General features: G+C 31.7%; 20 protein-coding genes and 2 pseudogenes. 11 read left to right on the forward strand and 11 right to left on the reverse strand.

Annotated elements, in window-relative coordinates; translation table 11 throughout:
- A partial coding sequence (locus E0F76_RS18635) for a LutC/YkgG family protein (RefSeq protein WP_165932746.1) occupies window positions 1-319 on the forward strand: 319 nt, incomplete at its 5' end.
- A gap of 262 nt (window positions 320-581) precedes the next feature.
- Here the strand turns inward: E0F76_RS18635 and E0F76_RS18640 are convergent.
- From E0F76_RS18640 to mnmE, 3 genes and pseudogenes are all read right to left on the reverse strand, one after another.
- Window positions 582-1,577, reverse strand: coding sequence for a CHASE3 domain-containing protein (locus tag E0F76_RS18640; RefSeq protein ID WP_132009859.1), 996 nt, complete (start codon window positions 1,575-1,577; stop codon window positions 582-584).
- A 266-nt stretch (window positions 1,578-1,843) separates the two neighbouring features.
- Window positions 1,844-2,692 (reverse strand): annotated as a pseudogene (locus tag E0F76_RS18645) (type I restriction-modification enzyme R subunit C-terminal domain-containing protein); the annotation flags it as partial.
- A gap of 252 nt (window positions 2,693-2,944) precedes the next feature.
- Window positions 2,945-4,357 carry a tRNA uridine-5-carboxymethylaminomethyl(34) synthesis GTPase MnmE gene (gene mnmE / locus E0F76_RS18650; protein WP_132009865.1) on the reverse strand — a complete coding sequence of 471 codons (1,413 nt, stop codon included), beginning with the start codon at window positions 4,355-4,357 and terminating at the stop codon, window positions 2,945-2,947.
- 194 nt (window positions 4,358-4,551) lie between these two features.
- On the opposite strand from mnmE, the gene E0F76_RS18655 reads away from it, so the two are divergent.
- On the forward strand, window positions 4,552-5,382 hold the full coding sequence (locus E0F76_RS18655) for a universal stress protein (protein WP_132009868.1): 831 nt from the start codon (window positions 4,552-4,554) through the stop codon (window positions 5,380-5,382).
- A 96-nt stretch (window positions 5,383-5,478) separates the two neighbouring features.
- The gene (locus E0F76_RS18660) at window positions 5,479-6,309 is read left to right on the forward strand and encodes a universal stress protein (protein ID WP_132009871.1); all 831 of its coding nucleotides are present in this window, start codon (window positions 5,479-5,481) and stop codon (window positions 6,307-6,309) included.
- A 72-nt stretch (window positions 6,310-6,381) separates the two neighbouring features.
- Here the strand turns inward: E0F76_RS18660 and dnaN are convergent, their stop codons facing one another.
- The 7 genes from dnaN to E0F76_RS18695 form a co-directional block, all read right to left on the reverse strand.
- Entirely contained in the window at window positions 6,382-7,500 is a 1,119-nt protein-coding gene (dnaN, locus tag E0F76_RS18665; RefSeq protein WP_132009874.1) for a DNA polymerase III subunit beta, read from the reverse strand.
- A 107-nt stretch (window positions 7,501-7,607) separates the two neighbouring features.
- Window positions 7,608-9,293, reverse strand: a complete 1,686-nt coding sequence (gldG, locus tag E0F76_RS18670) for a gliding motility-associated ABC transporter substrate-binding protein GldG (protein ID WP_132009877.1) — start codon at window positions 9,291-9,293, stop codon at window positions 7,608-7,610.
- Entirely contained in the window at window positions 9,293-10,018 is a 726-nt protein-coding gene (gldF, locus tag E0F76_RS18675) for a gliding motility-associated ABC transporter permease subunit GldF (RefSeq protein WP_132009880.1), read from the reverse strand. The genes gldG and gldF overlap by 1 nt, the downstream gene beginning before the upstream one ends.
- Before the next feature lie 61 nt (window positions 10,019-10,079).
- The gene (locus E0F76_RS18680) at window positions 10,080-10,910 is read right to left on the reverse strand and encodes a class I SAM-dependent methyltransferase (protein ID WP_132009883.1); all 831 of its coding nucleotides are present in this window, start codon (window positions 10,908-10,910) and stop codon (window positions 10,080-10,082) included.
- Between the two features lie 84 nt (window positions 10,911-10,994).
- Window positions 10,995-11,291: a putative quinol monooxygenase gene (locus tag E0F76_RS18685; RefSeq protein ID WP_132009886.1), complete on the reverse strand. Its 297-nt coding sequence runs from the start codon at window positions 11,289-11,291 to the stop codon at window positions 10,995-10,997.
- 47 nt (window positions 11,292-11,338) lie between these two features.
- On the reverse strand, window positions 11,339-11,815 hold the full coding sequence (locus E0F76_RS18690) for a DUF1493 family protein (protein ID WP_165932747.1): 477 nt from the start codon (window positions 11,813-11,815) through the stop codon (window positions 11,339-11,341).
- 61 nt (window positions 11,816-11,876) lie between these two features.
- The gene (locus E0F76_RS18695; protein WP_132009892.1) at window positions 11,877-12,704 is read right to left on the reverse strand and encodes an SAM hydrolase/SAM-dependent halogenase family protein; all 828 of its coding nucleotides are present in this window, start codon (window positions 12,702-12,704) and stop codon (window positions 11,877-11,879) included.
- Window positions 12,705-12,824: 120 nt separating this feature from the next.
- On the opposite strand from E0F76_RS18695, the gene E0F76_RS18700 reads away from it, so the two are divergent.
- From E0F76_RS18700 to E0F76_RS19810, 7 genes and pseudogenes are all read left to right on the forward strand, one after another.
- Window positions 12,825-13,343, forward strand: a complete 519-nt coding sequence (locus E0F76_RS18700; protein WP_132009895.1) for a hypothetical protein — start codon at window positions 12,825-12,827, stop codon at window positions 13,341-13,343.
- Between the two features lie 129 nt (window positions 13,344-13,472).
- Window positions 13,473-14,423 (forward strand): PhoH family protein, encoded by a 951-nt coding sequence (locus E0F76_RS18705; RefSeq protein ID WP_132009898.1) that lies wholly within the window; start codon window positions 13,473-13,475, stop codon window positions 14,421-14,423.
- 102 nt (window positions 14,424-14,525) lie between these two features.
- Complete coding sequence (locus E0F76_RS18710; RefSeq protein WP_132009901.1) at window positions 14,526-15,341, forward strand: SDR family NAD(P)-dependent oxidoreductase; 816 nt, start codon at window positions 14,526-14,528, stop codon at window positions 15,339-15,341.
- A 107-nt stretch (window positions 15,342-15,448) separates the two neighbouring features.
- Window positions 15,449-16,270 carry a Cof-type HAD-IIB family hydrolase gene (locus tag E0F76_RS18715; protein WP_132009904.1) on the forward strand — a complete coding sequence of 274 codons (822 nt, stop codon included), beginning with the start codon at window positions 15,449-15,451 and terminating at the stop codon, window positions 16,268-16,270.
- Between the two features lie 84 nt (window positions 16,271-16,354).
- Entirely contained in the window at window positions 16,355-17,305 is a 951-nt protein-coding gene (locus tag E0F76_RS18720) for a phosphoribosylaminoimidazolesuccinocarboxamide synthase (protein ID WP_132009907.1), read from the forward strand.
- A 235-nt stretch (window positions 17,306-17,540) separates the two neighbouring features.
- Window positions 17,541-17,990 (forward strand): annotated as a pseudogene (locus tag E0F76_RS19805) (glycosyl hydrolase); the annotation flags it as partial.
- A gap of 114 nt (window positions 17,991-18,104) precedes the next feature.
- Window positions 18,105-18,476, forward strand: a complete 372-nt coding sequence (locus tag E0F76_RS19810) for a hypothetical protein (RefSeq protein ID WP_246022113.1) — start codon at window positions 18,105-18,107, stop codon at window positions 18,474-18,476.
- A 120-nt stretch (window positions 18,477-18,596) separates the two neighbouring features.
- Here the strand turns inward: E0F76_RS19810 and E0F76_RS18730 are convergent, their stop codons facing one another.
- Window positions 18,597-19,061 carry a DUF1801 domain-containing protein gene (locus E0F76_RS18730; protein WP_132009910.1) on the reverse strand — a complete coding sequence of 155 codons (465 nt, stop codon included), beginning with the start codon at window positions 19,059-19,061 and terminating at the stop codon, window positions 18,597-18,599.
- A gap of 311 nt (window positions 19,062-19,372) precedes the next feature.
- Here E0F76_RS18730 and E0F76_RS18735 point away from each other — a divergent pair, with 311 nt between their 5' ends.
- Window positions 19,373-19,753, forward strand: coding sequence for an ankyrin repeat domain-containing protein (locus E0F76_RS18735; RefSeq protein WP_132009913.1), 381 nt, complete (start codon window positions 19,373-19,375; stop codon window positions 19,751-19,753).
- Window positions 19,754-19,951 lie beyond the last annotated feature (198 nt).

Genomic DNA, 19,951 nt, shown 5'->3' on the forward strand with positions numbered 1-19,951 from the left:
TGATGATCCCCATAGTTTAGAAGATGTGGAATTAACCCTAGTAAAAGCCCATTTTGGAGTGGCCGAGAATTCAGCTCTTTGGGTAACTGACGATATTTTAGGACAACGAGTAGCACCTTTTATTACGCAGTATTTGGCTATTGTAGTCAATAAAAACGATATTATCACGACGATGCATCAAGCGTATGATCGCATTGGTAACCAAGAATATGGTTTTGGAACGTTCATTGCGGGTCCGTCCAAAACAGCTGATATTGAACAATCTTTAGTCTTGGGAGCACATGGCGCTAGAGGATTAAAGGTGTTTATTATGGGTTAGTAAGGATCACTTTTTCTTTAAGAGCCCTCATTTATATGTATAAGGTAAAAAAATACACGCAATAAACCGAAACCAGCATTTGATTTAAAGTTGAACAATAGATATATCACTCAAATTTAAAAATAATAGAAATTAATAAGGCTAATTATAGACTGGAAAATGGGGGTAATTTGCTCCTGAAGTAGTGGTCATTTTACACTAGAATTAAGGGTTCAATATCACTGAAATTTGCACCTAAAGCTCGGGGATTAAGAATAGTGATTTATTTCTTCTTTTGATTCAAATTAACCATATAATCCGTAAGTTCTTTTGTGAAAACATCAAGTTTGAATGCGGATTCCTTGATATATATAATTATTTGTTTCAGTTCGAGTGGTGAGCTGTGAGATTGATGAAGTATATCGGCAAGACCTAGAATATTGGCAATAGGCTGTCTTACTCTGTGTGAAGTCATTGCAATCATTTCTTCTAAGCCTTTAATGTACCTTTTTAAATTATTTTTTGTAGTGCTTAGTTCTTGATTTGCACTCAATAATTCTAAGGCTCTCTTTTCTTTTTCTTTGTTTTGAAAGGCAAGCTCTTTATTTGCGAGGACTAATTCTGAGGCTCGCAACAACTTCTTTTTATTTTGATTTAAATAATTTATAGCAGCAATTAACAAGCTAATCGTAAAGAAACTCATCAACAAAAATAGTGTTATTGCAAATCTAGTATTGCTCCTTTGATTTTGTTCGTTAGCTACTTTTTGCTGTTGAAGGATAAAGCCTTCTTCCTCGTTGATGGAATTCGTTATTTTCCGGATACTGTCTGTGTAATTTTTGCCTATTCCAGAAGACACATAATCTATAGCTATAGTTAATCCCTCATTATTGCGTAATTCTATCATTTGCAAAGCAAAATCCAATCGTTTTTTCATATAGGAGCCAAGAGAATCTACCCTTCGCCTTTGACCTGGATTATTAAGGGCAAGAAACTTAAGTTGATCTAAAGAAACGTGGATGTTGGAAGAAGAGCGATTAAAAGGATTGAGAAAAACACTGTCATGAGTAATTACATAACCTCGGGCCGACGTTTCTATATCCTTAATATGGGAAAGAATTAAATTGGAATATCTAATAACCCCTTGAGATATTTTTAACGATTGACGAGCTTCCTCATCTTTTTGGTGATTTTTATAGATCGAATAACCTATTAGACTGTTAGCCAAAATAATCAGAATACTAAATAATATAATTTTTCGTAGAAGAATCGTTTTCATGGGATATTTTTTTAGTATTTCGAAACTAATAATTTAGCCTAGAATTTATTTACAAAAACAGCTGCCTTCATTAAGATAATCTCCAACTAATAGAGCACAGATATATATTAGTTTAAAAATTAAAGAAAAATCAAGTATATACTGAATTACTTTAAAACTAATATATCAATCGATTATATAAATTTACAATTTAAAAAGACATTCCATCTATTTATTTGTTATTTATATGATATTTCTATTAAAAATTAATAATTTTTTTATTAACCTTACGCAACTTTCTCCTCATACAAATGCTTCTGAAACTCTATAAACAGCGTACTGATGTTTGATACATTACCCAATACCGCTTTTGCGTCTTCGAGAGATTGATATTTGTTTGTGAGTAAGATTGGTAGTTTTTCTTGGTCGAGTTCTTCTACGCCTGTTTCTATGTATTTACTCAGTACGAATTCTATGAATTCTTTTTGTTTGTTGTCTAGTAAGGCAAAAATCGTGGCTTGTGCTTCAGCGACTCTTTCTTCTCTAGTCATTGGCTTTATATCGCTATTGAAAACAAATTCTAGCACATCGAATAAATCGCTGTTTTCTGCGTTTATAAGTTGCTGTAAAGTGGTAAGTTCTTCTTTGCCAAAACCTGCATCATCAAGCTTCTCTAAAAAGGTTCTTCTAGTCATTGGATTGCTCCAAAGTTCTCTTAGCTCTGCTTCACTCTTAAAGAGATTAGGCAATCCAAATATATTATTTAGAAATTCCACTGCCGACATTGGTATACCATCTGCGCTCCAGAATGATGTTGCCATCATGTGTTGAATTTCAAATTCTTTACCGTTTCTTAATTTAATTTTTACTTTCTTTTTGCAGACAAAAGGTTGTTGCCCACATTTAAGGCAAGGAGGCTTCGGTTCACTCGGACAAATACAAGGAAGTTGATTGCAAATTTCACAAGGTTTTTTTGGCCGTGGTGGTTTAGGTTGTGGCTCTGGCTCCAATGGCTCTCCATCCCTTTCCGGGTCTGCAAAGTGGTGATAGGCATCTACAAAATCATAAATGGTAAAAAAGTCCTTGCCTTCAAAAAGTCGGGTTCCTCTACCTACGATTTGTTTAAATTCTATCATATAGGCTTTGCCACAATAAGTACAGGTTTTAGGTATAGCCATATTGCTACTCATGATCCAAATGTTATGTAGCAAAATGTAGCATCATTTGTCCAAACTTGTTGCCATTTCAATTTGGGCAACAAAAACATACATTGGGCAACAAATTAGCAAAAAATATATCACATTAAGAGATTGTGGCCAACAAATAAGAGAAGAATGTTTAGTGTAACGTCAATAAGAACAAGGAGTTAACAAATAAGAGAAGTAGAATTACTTTCCGATACAGAAATTCGCAAATATGTTTCCTAATAGCTCGTCATTGCTTACCTGCCCTGTGATGGTTCCAAACTGATACAAAGCTTCTTTGATGTCGATCGCCATTAAATCGCTTGAAAGATTGGTTTCGAGTCCGTATTTTACTTTTGAGACTTCGTCCAAAGCTTTTAGCAAAGAATCATAATGACGTGTATTGGTTACGATGGTTTCGTTATTACGCAAAGCGCCAGTATTTACAAAAGATAGCAATTTATTTTTGAGTTCATCAACGCCAATTTTTTCTTTAGCAGAAATGTAAATAGTTGTAAGTTGTTGGTTGTTTGTTGCTAGTTTTCTATCTATCTTATTTATCGTTTCTTTAGAAAGCAAGTCTTTTTTATTGATGATAACTAATATTGGTTTTAGAGGAAATTGGTTTCTTGTTTTTCCAACTTCAAGAAGAAGGGATTCTAATATTCCATCTACTGACAACCTAGAGCCATCAACTAAATACAAAACTACCTGCGCTTGTTCTATTTTTTCGAAAGTTTTTCGGATTCCAATGCTTTCTATATGGTCTTCTGTTTCTCGAATTCCAGCGGTATCAATGAATCGAAAACCAATCCCTCCAATGACCAATTCGTCTTCGATGGTATCACGAGTGGTCCCTGCAATGTGAGAAACAATAGCGCGTTCTTCGTTTAATAAAGCATTCAAAAGCGTTGATTTCCCTACATTGGGTTCACCTACAATCGCAACAGGAATCCCGTTTTTAATTACGTTTCCAACGGCAAAAGAATCAATCAATCGTTTCAGTACAAATTCGATTCGGTTTAATAATTCGTGAAATTGAGTTCTGTCTGCAAATTCTACATCTTCCTCGGCAAAGTCCAATTCGAGTTCAATTAGTGAAGCAAAATTCAATAATTCTTCCCTTAGTTTGGCAATTTCATTAGAAAAACCACCCCGCATTTGTTGCATAGCAATTTGATGAGATGCTTCATTATCTGATGAAATTAAATCGGCTACAGCTTCGGCTTGAGATAAATCGAGTTTTCCGTTTAAAAAGGCTCTTAAAGTGAATTCTCCGGGGTTTGCCATTCGACACCCTTTTCGAAGCAATAATTGAATAATTTGTTGTTGTATGTAAGTAGAGCCATGACAAGAAATTTCAATCGTATTTTCGCCTGTATAGGAATGTGGTCCTTTGAAAATGGAAACCAAAACTTCATCCAGCGTTTTATTTTCGTCTATAATATGTCCAAGATGTAAAGTATGGGATTTCTGTTTGGATAAATCTTTTCCTTTGATGGATTGAAAAACCGAATTTCCTATGGAAATAGCTTCTAATCCAGAAATTCTAATTATGGCAATTGCTCCTGCTCCTGAAGGTGTGGCTAATGCCACGATTGAATCGTTGTACAACATTTATTTAATTATTGAATACAAAGTTAGTAAATCTAAATTAGTATTGATTTAAATTATTAGTCTCTGTTTTTTTTTATATAAAGTAAATGTGTTTTTTTAGGTCACATAAAAAAACGATAAATAACTGGGAATTAATCTGATAAAACTGTACCTTTATGAATGTAAGCATGTGTATAATTCTTAATAAATTTAAAATGAAACGTATACTTTTTCCAACAGATTTTTCCGAAGTTGCTACAAACGCATTTTCTTATGCATTAGAATTTGCCAATTTAATTGAAGGCGAAGTAATCGTATTGCATTCGTTTGATTTAATTCCAATGGACAATCAATTTTTTCCAGAAAATTTCACAGAATTATACGATTCAATAGAATTGGCAAATTTCGAACAGTTTAAAGAGGAAATTCCCAAACTTCGCCAAATAATGGAAAAACGTAATTACGAACACATCAAAATGACTCACCGACTTATGGAAGGAGATTTATTTACGAATATAAAGAAGTCAATTCTAGAGGATAAAATAGATTATATAGTTATGGGAACTTCAGCTGAAAGAGAATGGGAAGCTCTTTTTGCAGGTTCAAATTCAGGTTCTGTAATTTTAGGTTTAAACGTACCAATGATTTGTGTACCAATGGGAGTGCAATTTAAAAAATTTAAAAAAATAGGATATATCAATCACTATACACCAAATGATGAAAAAGCACTTTATTCCCTATTGGATATCGCTAAAAAAGCGAATGCTAAAATAAAAAGCCTTTATGTAAAAACCAGCAATAGCGATATTGACACAGAATATATTGAAAAATGGGAAGCTGAGTTTAAACAAGAACCAATTGCATTTTGTATGATTCAAAGTGAGGATATCAAGGCAGTAGAACTGGATTTTATTTCTAAGCAAGAAATAGATATTTTAACCATACTAACCTATAAAAGTAGTTTGTTTGAAAACATGTTTGTTCCTAATTATTCTAAAAAAACAGAATCAGAAATTCAAATTCCAATTTTGGTTATTCATGCTTAACAGAATTGTTAACGTGCATGTAATTGATGTTTAATGCGTTGTAGATGCTATTTTGTGTAAGTTTTAAATGGGTTATTCATATTAATAATATAGAAAATGAAAAAAATTTTGTTTCCAACAGATTTTTCCGAAGTGGCAAATAATGCATTTATTCATGCTTTGGAATTTGCGAAAATAGTAAATGGTGAAATTATTTTATTGCACACATTTGAACTTCCAGTGTATGACAATCAATTTTTTCCAGAAAATTATAACATCCTTTTTGATTCACTACAGTTGTCTCAATTTGACATGTTTAAGGATGAAATCCCTAAACTTCGTTCTATTGCCAAAGAACGAAACTTAGATAAAATTAAATTGAGCCACAGATTGATGGATGGTAACTTGATTTATAACATTAAAAAGGCAATCAAGGAAGATGCTATTGATTTTGTAGTAATGGGAACTTCTGGGGCAAATGGATGGGAAGCCTTTTTTTTAGGAACGAATACAGGCAATGTTTTGTCAGTTGTTGAAGTTCCTGTTTTGAGTGTTCCATTGGAGGCAGAATTCAAAAAAATTAAAACAATTGGGTTTACAACTCGATATAGAAATAAAGATAAAAAAGCTCTCAAGGAAGTACTTAAAATCGCAAAAAAAACGCATGCCGAAGTGCGTTGTCTTTACGTTAAAACAGCTAACTCTGATGTCTCAGATGAAAAAATAAAAAAATGGGAAACCGAATTTAAAGGAGAACCAATCGTGTTTTCAGTAATCCCAAGTGAAGATATAAAAGACACTATATTTGATTTTGTATTATATAAAGAAATTGACATTTTGGCCATGATAACCTATAAACGAAACTTTTTTGCAGAATTATTCAATCCTAGTTTAACAATCAAATTTTTAAATACATTATGCATTCCAATTTTGGCAATGCATGAGTAAAAAAAAACATCCCGATTTATAGGGATGTTTTGCAAAAAAATGGTTTGGTTAGTTTGGTATTATATTTAAAAATTAGTTATTCAACATTACTGGCATTACAAGCATTGTCACTGTTTCACCATCCTCTAATCCATCAATAGGAGTTAGGATTCCTGCTCTATTTGGTAAAGACATTTCAAGCATAATCATATCCGATTGTAAATTGGTCAACATCTCAGTAAGGAAACGGGAATTGTACCCAATTTGCATATCATCACCTTGATAATCACAAGTCAACCTTTCTTCAGCTTTGTTAGAGTAATCAATATCTTCTGCAGAAATATTCAATTCTGCTCCAGCTATTTTCAATCTAATTTGGTGTGTGGTTTTGTTAGAGAAAATCGCAACACGACGCACTGAGCTCAAGAATTGAGAACGATCTATCATCAATTTATTTGGATTTTCTTTTGGAATTACCGCTTCATAGTTCGGATATTTTCCATCAATCAAACGACACATCAAGATATAATTATCGAAAGAAAAAGTGGCATTTGAATCGTTATATTCAATTTTCACTTCAGCATCAGAGGTACTTAAAATATTTTTTAGAATGGTCAAAGGTTTCTTTGGCATAATAAAATCAGCTACTTGTGATGCAGTAACATCAGTTCGCGCATATTTCACTAATTTGTGAGCGTCCGTAGCTACAAATGTTAATCCTTGTGGAGAAAATTGAAAGAAAACACCAGACATCACGGGACGTAAGTCATCATTTCCTGCTGCAAAAATGGTTTTGCTTATGGCAGTTGCCAATACATCGGCAGGAACTAAAGTAACAGATGGTTCTTCAAGGTTTACAGATTTTGGAAACTCTTCTCCTGGTGCATATGCTAATGCATATTTTCCAGAATTGGAACTAATTTCTATTGTGCTGTTTTCTTCAACAGTAAAAGTTAAAGGTTGTTCTGGAAATGTTTTTAGGATTTCCAATAATAATTTTGCTGGAACAGCTACACTTCCTTTACTAGTAGAATCGATATCTAAAGTTGCAGACATCGTTGTCTCTAAATCAGAGGCAGAAACAGTTAAGATTGCATGGTTTAATTCGAATAGAAAATTATCTAAAATAGGCAAAGTATTACTACTGTTGATTACGCTACCCAATACTTGTAATTGCTTTAATAAGTACGAACTCGATACTATAAATTTCATCTGTTATGTTTTATTTTATGTAGTATAAATTTTAAGTAATTTAAAAATAATATACGAAGTACAAATATATCGTAACTATCTTAAGTATAAAACTTTTTTTATTAACATTAATTACTGTATTTTCTTTTCCTTAAATAAGTAAATAGTCCACCGAAAAGTAATAAAATAAGCAACGGTAGCCCTATAGTTATGAACTGTATACTAGTATAGCTTTGGTAAACTTTTTCTTTATCCAATAAAGGTAAATTGACATCCTTGCTTCGAATGTTAATAAGTCCGTTATCATCTAATAAATAATTGACACAATTCATCAAAAAATCTTTGTTGTCATACAAATTTCCTGATCTTTGATCATAACCTAATTCTACCGGTTGTCTATTTTTATCCAACTGATTTCGTATTAAATCACCATCCGAAATCACAATCATTTTATTGTCTTTACCAATGGTTTGGAAGGATTTCTGATTAAAAGGTAAAACCCGATTTTCAAACATCGAATGAAAAGAACCTTCCAGTAAAACTGACATGGGAAGATCACCTGTATTCAAATAATGATTAGGCGAAGTTTCCTCTTCAACCATACTTAAGTTGATTTCAACAGGAGAACCAATTTTTTTGGAAAATTGAGATGATTGCAAAAGCACCGTTTTTTTGATTCCGTTTTTTAAAGTGTCTATAGGATTAGCAAAATCGAATTTGATTCCACCCAGATTTTTCACAATAGGATTCGTGCTGTTTGGATAGACTTGTGGTGCAAATTTCCAATTGAATTCTTGGTATTGTGTGGCACTTCCTTGTTCTCCAGTGGCCAATTTAATGGGACTTCCACGTTCGTCTTTGACCAAATCAGGGTTTATTCTAAAGCCGTATTTAAAGAACATATCGTTCAGGTTCAAATCTCTTGGAAACGCCAATGTAGCACCAGAATCATTGTACAGACTGTCCATTTCCATGTTTACTTGTTCAACGAGCCATAAGGTTTTTCCTCCGTTTATGATAAACTGGTCCAGTACTTGTTTTTCCTCATCTGAAAAAGCTTCTGTTGGTTTTGCAATTATCGCTAAGTCATATTTTTCTAAAGCGTCTAAACTTGCTGTTGGATTTTTGGCGACAGAATCTAAGGTGAAAGGTCCAATGTGGTAACTTTCTCTTACTTGTATAAGAAATTTCGCAATATAAATTTCTTGAAGTTCTCCATTTCCTTTGATAACCGCTATTTTTTTCTGTTTGCTTTTCGTGATTTTATTGATAGCATCGTCAATGGAATATTCTAAATGTTGCACAGAACCAATTACTTTTTCGGTTGTAGAAGCTCCCATAATATTTTTCAACAAAGGAATATTGACTTCCTTATTATTGTAAACTGCAATAGCCCAAGGGAAAACCATAGCTTGTGATTGCTTCCCTTTATCGTCAACAGTTAAGTTCACAGGAATTAACCCTTTCATGTACAACTCTTTTATGTTGTCCATACTTTCTTCTTCGTTCGCCAATGGATCTACAAAATCGAAAATAATATTTTTGTTTCTTGCTTGAAATTCTTCTAATAAATCTTGGGTTTCATTTTGTAAACGCTTGAATTCAGCTGGTAAATCACCTTGTAAATAGATTTTAATCGACAACGGATTTTGAACTTGATTGATGATATTCAGCGATACTTCAGAAAGCGTAAATCTTTTGTCTTTCGTTAAATCAAACCGATGATAAAATTGATTTCCAATTATATTAACTAACAGCAAAATGGCAATGGTAATCAATACGGTTTTCTGGTTGTTTTTCTTGTTATTTACCATTACGATTTGATAGATTTTAGATTAAACACAGTAAAGGATAAAAACAAGATTGTTATACTAAGGAAATAGATAACATCTCGAGTGTCAATTACACCACGACCCATACTTTTGAAATGATTTTGCATTCCTAATGGAGATATTATTCCTTGAAAATTGGGTAGTAATGTAGCCACACTTTCGAAACCAAAGTAAAAAAAGAAGCATAAAAAGACGGCAATAATAAAAGCTACGATTTGATTTTCGGATAGGGTAGAAGTGAATATTCCGATAGCACAATAGCCCGAAATCAAGAACAATAACCCAAAATAAGAACCAATTGTGCTTCCCATATCGATATTGCCTTCGGGCATTCCAAGACCGTAAATAGCCCAAATATAAATAAAAGTGGGAATAATGGCAATGGCGATTAGCAATACAGAACCTAAAAATTTACCGTTTACAATCTCCCAAATACTCAACGGTTTTGTTAATAATAATTCGAGCGTTCCCTGCTTTTTTTCATCCGAAAAACTACGCATGGTCACTGCTGGAATCAAGAAAATTAGAATCCAAGGTGCCAAATTGAAAAACGGACTCAAATCAGCAAAACCGCTATTTAATATATTGTATTCTCCTTCGAAAACCCAAAGGAAAACGCCATTCCCAATGAGGAAAACAGCAATTACCAAATAGCCAATTGGCGATCCAAAAAATGATTTTATTTCTCTTAATACTATTGATTTCATGTTTTATTGTTTTTTGCCACGAAGGCACTAAGCCACAAAGTTTTTTTGAAGATTTTTAATTTTATAATTTCTTGAAAATTATTATGTCCTGATGTTCGTTTAATTCGGGGATTTCGATCCCAGACCAATTTCCTTTTATAAAATGAGCCAACTCTAAATTATTCTTTTTTAAGAGGTCTTCGATATAACTTTTCTTGAATGCCACATTAGCTTCTTTGACATTTTTATCCATTAAATAATAATCGCCAAAATTATGGGGAAATTTTTTAGTTCCAATACCATTTGATGAAGTTTTAACGTCTTCATCGATAATAAAAAAAGTGGCAAAACATTTTTTGTCTTTTACTAAAACGCGTTGAATTTCACTGATATAATTTTCGACATCTTCGGGCATCATGTGTGTAAAAACTGATGTTAAAAACACCAAATCAAAACTATCACTTCCATAAGGGAATTTTAATTCAGCCGCTTTTTCATTGGTATCTAAGCGGTATAAATCATTCTTTAGTGGAATCAATTTAAAATTGAAATTCGGAAAACGACTGTGGATGTTTTTGGTACACCAGTCAATACCCACTTTTACAATATCAAAACCTTCGTATCGGCCTTTCGGCGAAAGGTAATTGGTAAAAGGGATTGCCATTCGGCCAATGCCACAACCAATATCTAAAACAGCGCTGTCTTTATCAAAGTCACAATATTTTTGAAAATGAGAAAAAAACTGCTCTCCAATTTTGGTGTAGTCGCCACTTCCTGTAAAAATCAAACCTTTGGGAGGAACGAGTGAATTGCTTTTAGAAAATAAGTCTTGGGGTAAATAAATCAATCTTCTAATAAAGTACCGAAGTGGTATGGGTAAGGAATAAAATGTTTTTCTTAATAAAGGATTCATGTTTTATTGTTTAAAAAGTTCAAAAGTTCAAAAGTTTAAATTTGTTCATTGCAACAAAACAATTTTAAACAAAATGAAACAACTTTAAACTATACTAACTAATTTGTCGACGCTCCATGCTTCGGGCTTATCGTTGAATAATTTTTTTGTAAATGCCCAAACCGTGTTGAAAAGTTCCGACTTTCTATAATTTTCTAAATCTTCTTCGGTGTCCCAATAACTATAGGTAAAGAAAATACATTTGTTGGTCTTGTCTTGATACAATTCCAATAAACGGTTTCCAGGTGCATTTCGTATTTTGTTTTTATTCAATTCAAAATTCTCCAAAAATGCTGGAATATTTTCTTCATGAAATGACATTTTCACTATTCTTACGAACATTTGATTTTTGATTTCAGATTAACGATTTTTGATTTCAGATTTAGAAATTAGCTACAAACAAATTTCACTTTTTCTCTTAAATTAAACTTTCCTTGAATTTTAGATGTAATTAAATCACCCATAGTTAAGTCTTTTCTATTTGATTTATATTCTTTTAAAAAGAAATTGAATCTGTTTAATTTATATGAATATTTATTTGAAAAAAAATTAATAAAATATGACAAAAGGCCTTTTATGATAAACAATGGTATAAACAAAACAGATAAAACAGACCAAAAACTCATTGATAATTCTCCTTCACTTTCAAAATGCTCCTTATAATTAAAATTAGAAAAATCCACCTTGTGTTTTATTATAAAATCCTCTAAAAGAATGCAATTATCATCTCCAAAAAAACTTAAATCATTTGCTATTTTTGCTTTATTACAAATATTTTTTTCTCCAGATTTTTCTTCAAGATATTGTTGTACTTCAAGATAATTCTGTTTTAAATTTTTATAACTTATTTTTATAATTGTTTTCATATTAAGTTGCTTTACATCTGAAATCATAAATCGTTAGTCTTCAATCTAAAATCAAAAAATTTTAACTAAAAACTATATTAATTACATCCCTATAATTTAGGCCTAGCAAGCTATTGGCCGAACCAACTTTGGAGGGATTACTTCTGAAAATCGCAATTTCCAGAAAACCTGCTTCATTGAATATTGCCAGTTTTTCACCTTCATAATTCTTAATTTCATACTTTTCAGAAGTAGCAATCGAGGAGTAATTAGGTAAAATAGTTTTGATATTTTTAGTTCTTAAAATGATTTCATAGGGTCTTCCTTTCGCTACTTCTATAAACTGTTTTTTGGTAATATTGGTGACGACATTCCCAAAATGATCAATGTAAATCACGTATCCTTTCAATGAATTTCCATCATCGGAAACTACAGCTTGCAAATTGGTTACTTGTTTGATGGTTTTTATTTCTTTGCCAATAACATTCAATAAGCCGCCTTTGGCAATATGACACGCTACTTTTACAAAAACATCTAAATCGGTGGCGTCACTTGGCAATCGATCATGAATATTAATGGAGACAATTTTCTGTGGCACAATTTTATGTGTAAGCATACTCAAAATACCATTATCGGCAGCAATAAAAAAATGATCGTTCCATTGCATTGCAATATGTTGGTTTTCTCTATTGAATTCCATATCCACACCAATTAAGTGAACTGTCCCTTTTGGAAAACTGCCATAAGCTGCTCCAATTATGTAACTAGCTTCTACTGTGTTGAATGGATCAATATAATGTGAAATATCAATAATTGTAGCCTCGGAATATTCAGATAACAGCTTCCCTTTTAAGGCGCCAACAAAGTGGTCTTTCAAGCCGTAATCGGTAGTAAGGGTAATTATTGACATAAAATTGTTTATAAATAAAACTAAAATTCTAGTTAAATCTTATTAAATTTGAGAAATGCAAAGCTAAAGTATTTTAAGCTTTTTAATTAAAATTTTTAAATTGAATTTAAAACATTATCAATGATAAAACATTTTTTTTTCGTTTTACTTTTTTTGGGAAGTTTACAATCATTTTCACAAAAACTGATTTATAAATCTAACGGAAACATTCTAAATTCCGAAAATCAAAAAATTTCTCCAGATCAAGTCCGGGAATTATTGGCAAATAACGAAAAATTACTTGCTGAATACAATGCAGGAAGATCTAAAAAAACATTTGGCAATGTGTTGCTTATTGGTGGTTTTGGTTTGATAGCTGCCGATTTGATTTCTGGAGCAACATCAGATGGGAACGCAACGGTTTCAGGAAACGGATACTCAATACAAAGTGAACGAAACTATCCAACTGCCTTAACCTATATTGGTGTTGCAGCAGTTGTAATTGCAATTCCCATAAAAATTGGTTTTTCTAAAAAAATACGAAATGTTGTTTCAGAATATAATAATCTAACGACTATCGTATACAATCAATTTAACAAACAAAAACTAGATTTAATTACCAATTCAAACGGAATCGGATTTCGATTGACTTTGAATTAAAAAGTTGGCTATAATAGAAAATTAAAACATTAAATGAAGACTAAACTTAATTTTTCTTAAATAATTTAATGGTTTAAAATTTTTAAAAAAAAGTAGAAACAATTATATTAACCTAAAAATCTTCTCAATTTGAACGAAAGAATCATCGAGCTCATAGACATCGCTCCAAAAGATTTTTGGGGCGCTCAAGACACTCATCTTGAAACGATTAAAAGGTACTATCCCAAATTAAAAATTGTTGCCCGAGGAACAACTTTAAAAGCATTTGGTGAAAAGGAAGTGCTGGATGAATTTGAAAACCGATTCAACAGATTGCTGTTGCATTTTACCAGATACAACACCATTGACGACAATGTTATAGAAAGAGTGATTCAAGGAACCGTGCAAGAAGACAACAATTCTTTTGACAAAGACAAAATATTGGTTCACGGTGTTGGTGGAAAAATTATTAAAGCCATGACACCCAATCAACAATTGTTGGTGGACACAATGAATAAAAACGATATGGTTTTTGCCGTGGGTCCAGCGGGTACAGGAAAAACATATACTGGAGTTGCTATGGCGGTGAAAGCTTTGAAAGAAAAACAAGTCAAACGCATAATTTTAACTCGTCCTGCAGTGGAAGCTGGGGAGAATCTTGGGTTTCTTCCTGGTGACATGAAAGAAAAATTAGATCCATACATGCAACCTTTGTATGACGCTTTGCGAGATATGTTGCCCAATGAAAAACTCGAAGACTATATTTTAAAAGGAATCATCCAAATTGCTCCATTGGCATTTATGCGCGGTAGAACTTTAGATAATGCCTTTGTGATTTTAGATGAAGCACAAAACACGACACATTCCCAAATGAAAATGTTTCTGACGCGTATGGGGAAAAGTGCTAAATTTATGATTACTGGCGATCCGGGTCAAGTTGATTTACCTCGAAGAACCATTTCTGGATTGAAAGAAGCTATTCTGGTATTAAAAGATGTTGAAGGTATTGGAATTATTTATCTTGATGACAAGGATATTGTTCGCCACCGATTGGTCAAAAAAGTAATTGATGCCTATAAACAAATTGAAAACCACGATTAATCAATTGATTGATCAAGGATTTTTTTTTAAGAATCACTACCTATTTAATAAATAAGTCCCTAATAGGGACTTATTTATTAAATAGATATTAAAATAAACATATTGAAGACTATTATAATAACAGGAGCTTCGGGAGGATTGGGGAAAGAAATTGCGATGTATTTTTCAAAAAAAGGATGGAATGTAATTGCCACAATGATTTGCATTAAGGATCAAGATGTATTTCATGGTATTCCCAATATAAAATGTTACGAATTAAATGTTACTTCTCAAGATAGTATTGAAACAGCTAAAACGGCTATTTTAAAAGATTATAAATCAATAGATTTAGTTATAAATAATGCAGGTATTGGTTATAGAAGTTTTGTAGAATTATCCGAAGATTCAAAAATTGAAGCTATTGTTAATGTCAATTGGCTAGGAGTTGTAAAAGTGTGTAGAGCATTTATACCTCATTTTAGAAGACAAAAAAAGGGACAATTTGTCAATATTTCCTCTATTGCGGGTTTAGTCAACTTGCCTTTAGGTAGTTTTTATCACAGTACTAAAAAAGCAGTGGAAAGTTTTTCAGAATGTATGGCTTATGAATTGTTGGATTTTAATATCAGCGTTTGTACAGTTCAATTCGGAAACGCACCAACTAATTTTCAGAAAAATGTATCAAAAAGTAAAACGGTATCAATAGAATCTTATAATTTGTTGATGGATAGCATTAACACTATAATGGTTGAAAAAACAAATAACAATCATCAATTGACAGATGTTATAGTTGAAAAAATATTTAAGATAGCAGAAAATCCTTCTAGAAAATTTAGACGTTATTCTATAGGTTTTGATGCTAATTTGATGAAATACTTAAGAAGGTTTTTAGGATATAGACTATTTAATATCGTAATTAGAAGATATGTTTTAAGATAAAATACACTAATTATTAAAGTTCATTTACACCGATCCTTTTAATTTTTTCCTTTGCTAATCTCTTTTAGATTGAGTAATTTTGGCATTCTAATAATTGGAACTTATAAATGATAATAAAAGAAAAAATTAAAGTTGTAATTAGTGATTTAGATGGTACATTACTTAATTCCAATCATCAGATTTCTGATTACACAAAATCTGTTTTTCAACAACTACACTCCGAAAATATCTTAATAATTGTAGCTACAGGTCGCCATCATCTTGATGCTTTACCTATAGTTGCAACTCTAGGATGTCCTGTGTATTTAATTACTTCAAATGGTGCTAGAATTCATTCGCCTTCCAGAGAATTATTATATTCATTTGACATAAAAAGTGACGCCATAAAATCAGTATTAGCATTGAACACAGATGCTGAGATAACAACCGTTTTATTCAAAGAGAAAGTTTGGCAAACGAATAGAGAAAATAAAAAACTGAACAGTTTTCAAACAGTAATGCATTATCCATTTGAAATTGTAGATTTTAATATTATAGAAGATTTAAGCGCCATAAAATTGTTGTTTACCCATAGTGATCATCAAAAATTAGTCGCATTAAAGGATGCCATTTTTAAAAATAATTCAATAGATTTTAGTTACGCTTTTAGTCTTCCGTTTTGTCTTGAATTTATGGATAAATCAGTAGATAAGAGTGTCGCTATTTTAAAAGTGTTAGAAAAATACAACTTAACATTTGATGAATCAATCGCTTTTGGTGATGGTTTTAATGACGAAAGAATGCTAGTTTCTTCTGGGAAAGCATTAATAATGGAGAATGCAGTCGAAAATTTAAAAACAAAACTTTCTCATCTTGAAGTAATTTCATCTAATGATAATGATGGAGTTGCAAAGTATTTAAACGAAAAAATTATTAAAAATTCACTTTGAAATAGTATATCAAAACAGAATTCTTGCAAATTAACTTGAAAATATCGCTAAATTTGCATTCATAAAAATAACAACACAACACCGATGAGCAATACAATCACCACTACCGATTTTAATTTTCCTAATCAAAAATCGGTTTACCGCGGAAAAGTAAGAGAAGTTTATAATATCAACAACGAACTTTTAGTAATGGTGGCTACAGACAGGCTCTCGGCTTTTGATGTAGTTTTGCCAAAAGGAATTCCTTATAAAGGACAAATCCTGAATCAAATAGCTACCAAATTCATGGAGCTCACTCAAGATATTGTTCCAAATTGGCTAATTGCAACTCCAGATCCTAATGTTGCCGTAGGACACTTATGTGACCCATTTAAAGTAGAAATGGTAATTCGTGGTTATGTTTCAGGACACGCTGCTCGTGAATATGCTGCAGGGAAAAGAACGATTTGTGGGGTAACAATGGTAGAAGGTTTGAAAGAGAATGACAAGTTTCCAACACCAATAATTACTCCAACTACAAAAGCAGACAATGGTTCGCATGATGAAGATATTTCTCGTGAGGCTATTTTGTCGAAAGAAATCGTTTCAGAAGAAGACTATTTAGTGTTAGAAAAATATACTAGGGCTTTGTTTCAAAGAGGAACAGAAATTGCTGCCAGTCGTGGATTGATTTTGGTGGACACCAAATATGAATTTGGTAAAACTAAGGAAGGTGTAATTGTTCTAATCGACGAAATTCATACTCCTGATTCTTCCCGTTATTTTTATTCTGAAGGCTATCAAGAAAGGCAAAACAGTGGAGAAGAACAAAAACAATTATCAAAAGAGTTTGTGCGTCGCTGGTTGATTGAAAACGGTTTCCAAGGCCAAGAAGGTCAGCAAATTCCTGCCATGACTGATGAATATATAGAAACTGTTTCTGAAAGATATATTGAATTATATGAGAAAATTCTAGGTGAAAAATTCATAAAAGCTAATATTGATAATATCGAAGAACGAATTGATAATAATGTATCAGAATATCTAGCTTCATAATTCTAATTTTCATTTTTAAATATTTAAAATATGAAAATGAAAATTTCGAATAAGATTGTTTTGAGTTTTTTGAAGGTGTTTTTTAGGAAATTTTGTCTTTGGACAAATTGATTCTAATGCGACAAATGAAAATAAAGCGCTCTATAAAAATCTTAAAAAATTTTCTAAAAAACACATTCTTTTTGCCCACCAACATGATACTGAATAGGGTCATGGTTGGTTTGGCGAAGCAAATGGTTCGGATGTAAAATCGGTTACAGATTCTTATCCTGCAATGGTTGGTGTCGATTTTGGTGGATTGTCTGGTAGACCTGAAGCTGAAATTGAAAAAACAAAACTCTCACTAATTAAAAATTTTGTTGATACTTACAATAGAGGTGGAGTTACAACAGTGGCTTGGCATTTTTCAAACCCCGCATCAGAAGGCGGTTTCTATTGGAAAGAAGGAGTTTCGGTTGCTGCAATGGCACTGATAAAACCGGCAGGATCAAAACACGAGGAGTATAAAAAAATACTTGAAAATATTGCTAATTTTGCTCATTCTGTAAAAGCGAATGATGGTAATTTGGCTCCCATGATTTTTAGACCGTCCCATGAATTTGACGGAGAATGGTTTTGGTGGGGAAAACCTTATACTTCACGTGAGGATTTTATTGCAGAATGGAGTTCACCGTTTCTTACTTAAGAGATACGCTTGCAGTTCATAATTTTATCTATGCTTTTTCACCAGACAATAAATTAAATACTGAAGAAGAGTTCTTCGAACGTTCCAGGTAATGATTTTGTAGATATGGTAGGGATGGATAATTATGGAGATTTTGGTAGAAATGGAAAGTATAATATCGAAAGAGCCATTAATAAAATTGAAATCGTATCTGATTATGGAATAAAAAACAATAAGTTGGCCGCTTTGACAGAAACTGGTTTGGAATCAATTCCAAATCCAACATGGTGGACAGAAACGCTTTTGAAAGTTGTCAAAACCGAAAAAATGCAATTTAGGTATGTGTTATTTTGGAGAAAACACAATCAAAGTCAAACACATTATTACGCTCCTTTTCCAGGACAAGTGAGTGTTCCAGGCTTCTTGAAGTTTTATAATGACCCATATACAGTTTTTGAGAAAGATTTAAAAAAAATCTACAAATGTGAATTTTTAGGGATATTCTAATTTTAATAAAACTTACATAAAACCCGCAATTCTGAATATGAATTGTGGGTTTTGTTTTTTGAAAAGTAAATTTTTTTTCAGAAATAAATTTAGATTAAGAAAAGTTTTATAGTCCAAGGTTTAATACAATCTTTTTTTTAGGTGAGCTTCATAAGCATGAATCCAATTTTCAACGGTTATTTTTTTGCTGAGTTCCGCAATTAAATCAAACGGAATTTGGTCCAACTTTTTGAATCGAATACAACTTTTTCCCATGTCTAATTTTTGATTACTATGTTTTGGATATTCTGTTGTAAACCATTGCAATAATTCTGGAATTACATAAATGCCCATATGATACAGTGCAATAAAGTTTTTTTGAGAAGCAATATTAATGAAAGGTAATGGAAGTGTAGGATTGCAATGATAGCCTTTAGGATATATAGAATGAGGAACTACATAGCCAATCATTCCATAACTCATTTGTTCTTCAAAACCTTTTGGAATAGAATTTAAAATACATTCACGAAGCTTTAATAGGGCAGATTTTCTTTCTTTTGGAAACTCATTTAAGTACTCATTTACTGTTTTGGCTGCTGATTGCATGGTGTTTTGTTTGAAGTAAAGTTATTGAATAATTACCATTCTTGGGAATGAACATTCATTATTTTTAAAATTGAAACATCTTTTAGGTTGTTTAATAAGTTGATATTTAACTAATTATAGTTCAGTATTTAATACAGCTTTTTTATTTATTTAACCTGAAAATTGTTAAATTAATGTTAAGTTTAAGTACTATGTAAAACAAGATACTGTCTTTTAGATATATATTTGCATAGTATATTATTATATACTTTTAATGTTTCTAAAATCAATCAATTTAAAAATGAACAATTAATCAAAAAAAATCACTAATCATGAAAAAAACAATCGTTTATCTAGGAGTAGCTTTAGTAGCTTTTGCAAATGTTTCTTTAGCGTCAAATTTTAATCCTTTACCTGATGGCAAAATTATAGTGTCATATTATGAAGGAATATCACCGCTTTGTACTGCCATATCAAAGGGAGAAGTTGAAGTTGTAAAAAAACTAATTGAATATGGAGCAAATATCAATGAAAAATCAAATGGAATGAGTCCTTTAATGTTTGCAGCTCGATATAACAAAGTAGCAATTATTAAAATTTTATTAGCGAATGGAGCTAATCCTAAAGTTAAGGATTTTAAAGGGTTTACCGCATTAAAACATGCTGAAATATCTAATGCAACTGATGCAGCAATGCTTTTAAAACAGGCTTAATTAAAACAGAATAAGACATCGTTTTCTAAAACGATGTCTTTTTTTAATGAATAAATTAAATTATAAAAACAGTTCAACATTAAAATTATTAATCATTAAAAAATAAATAGTATATTTAGTAATGGCATTAGTTTTATTGACTAATGTATCGATTGCTTCCACTACCATTGGAAATCAAGACAAGTCATATCAATTGGT

It is taken from the genome of Flavobacterium cellulosilyticum, assembly GCF_004349355.1.
Lineage (GTDB): Bacteria > Bacteroidota > Bacteroidia > Flavobacteriales > Flavobacteriaceae > Flavobacterium > Flavobacterium cellulosilyticum.

Excerpts from the sequence above, each read along its gene's own strand:
- E0F76_RS18640 (WP_132009859.1), bottom strand. The coding sequence starts at position 1,577 with ATGAAAACGATTCTTCTACGAAAAATTATATTATTTAGTATTCTGATT.
- mnmE (WP_132009865.1), bottom strand. The coding sequence starts at position 4,357 with ATGTTGTACAACGATTCAATCGTGGCATTAGCCACACCTTCAGGAGCA.
- E0F76_RS18655 (WP_132009868.1), top strand. The coding sequence starts at position 4,552 with ATGAAACGTATACTTTTTCCAACAGATTTTTCCGAAGTTGCTACAAAC.
- E0F76_RS18660 (WP_132009871.1), top strand. The coding sequence starts at position 5,479 with ATGAAAAAAATTTTGTTTCCAACAGATTTTTCCGAAGTGGCAAATAAT.
- dnaN (WP_132009874.1), bottom strand. The coding sequence starts at position 7,500 with ATGAAATTTATAGTATCGAGTTCGTACTTATTAAAGCAATTACAAGTA.
- gldG (WP_132009877.1), bottom strand. The coding sequence starts at position 9,293 with ATGGTAAATAACAAGAAAAACAACCAGAAAACCGTATTGATTACCATT.
- gldF (WP_132009880.1), bottom strand. The coding sequence starts at position 10,018 with ATGAAATCAATAGTATTAAGAGAAATAAAATCATTTTTTGGATCGCCA.
- E0F76_RS18680 (WP_132009883.1), bottom strand. The coding sequence starts at position 10,910 with ATGAATCCTTTATTAAGAAAAACATTTTATTCCTTACCCATACCACTT.
- E0F76_RS18685 (WP_132009886.1), bottom strand. The coding sequence starts at position 11,291 with ATGTTCGTAAGAATAGTGAAAATGTCATTTCATGAAGAAAATATTCCA.
- E0F76_RS18690 (WP_165932747.1), bottom strand. The coding sequence starts at position 11,815 with ATGAAAACAATTATAAAAATAAGTTATAAAAATTTAAAACAGAATTAT.
- E0F76_RS18695 (WP_132009892.1), bottom strand. The coding sequence starts at position 12,704 with ATGTCAATAATTACCCTTACTACCGATTACGGCTTGAAAGACCACTTT.
- E0F76_RS18700 (WP_132009895.1), top strand. The coding sequence starts at position 12,825 with ATGATAAAACATTTTTTTTTCGTTTTACTTTTTTTGGGAAGTTTACAA.
- E0F76_RS18715 (WP_132009904.1), top strand. The coding sequence starts at position 15,449 with ATGATAATAAAAGAAAAAATTAAAGTTGTAATTAGTGATTTAGATGGT.
- E0F76_RS18720 (WP_132009907.1), top strand. The coding sequence starts at position 16,355 with ATGAGCAATACAATCACCACTACCGATTTTAATTTTCCTAATCAAAAA.
- E0F76_RS19810 (WP_246022113.1), top strand. The coding sequence starts at position 18,105 with ATGGATAATTATGGAGATTTTGGTAGAAATGGAAAGTATAATATCGAA.
- E0F76_RS18730 (WP_132009910.1), bottom strand. The coding sequence starts at position 19,061 with ATGCAATCAGCAGCCAAAACAGTAAATGAGTACTTAAATGAGTTTCCA.
- E0F76_RS18735 (WP_132009913.1), top strand. The coding sequence starts at position 19,373 with ATGAAAAAAACAATCGTTTATCTAGGAGTAGCTTTAGTAGCTTTTGCA.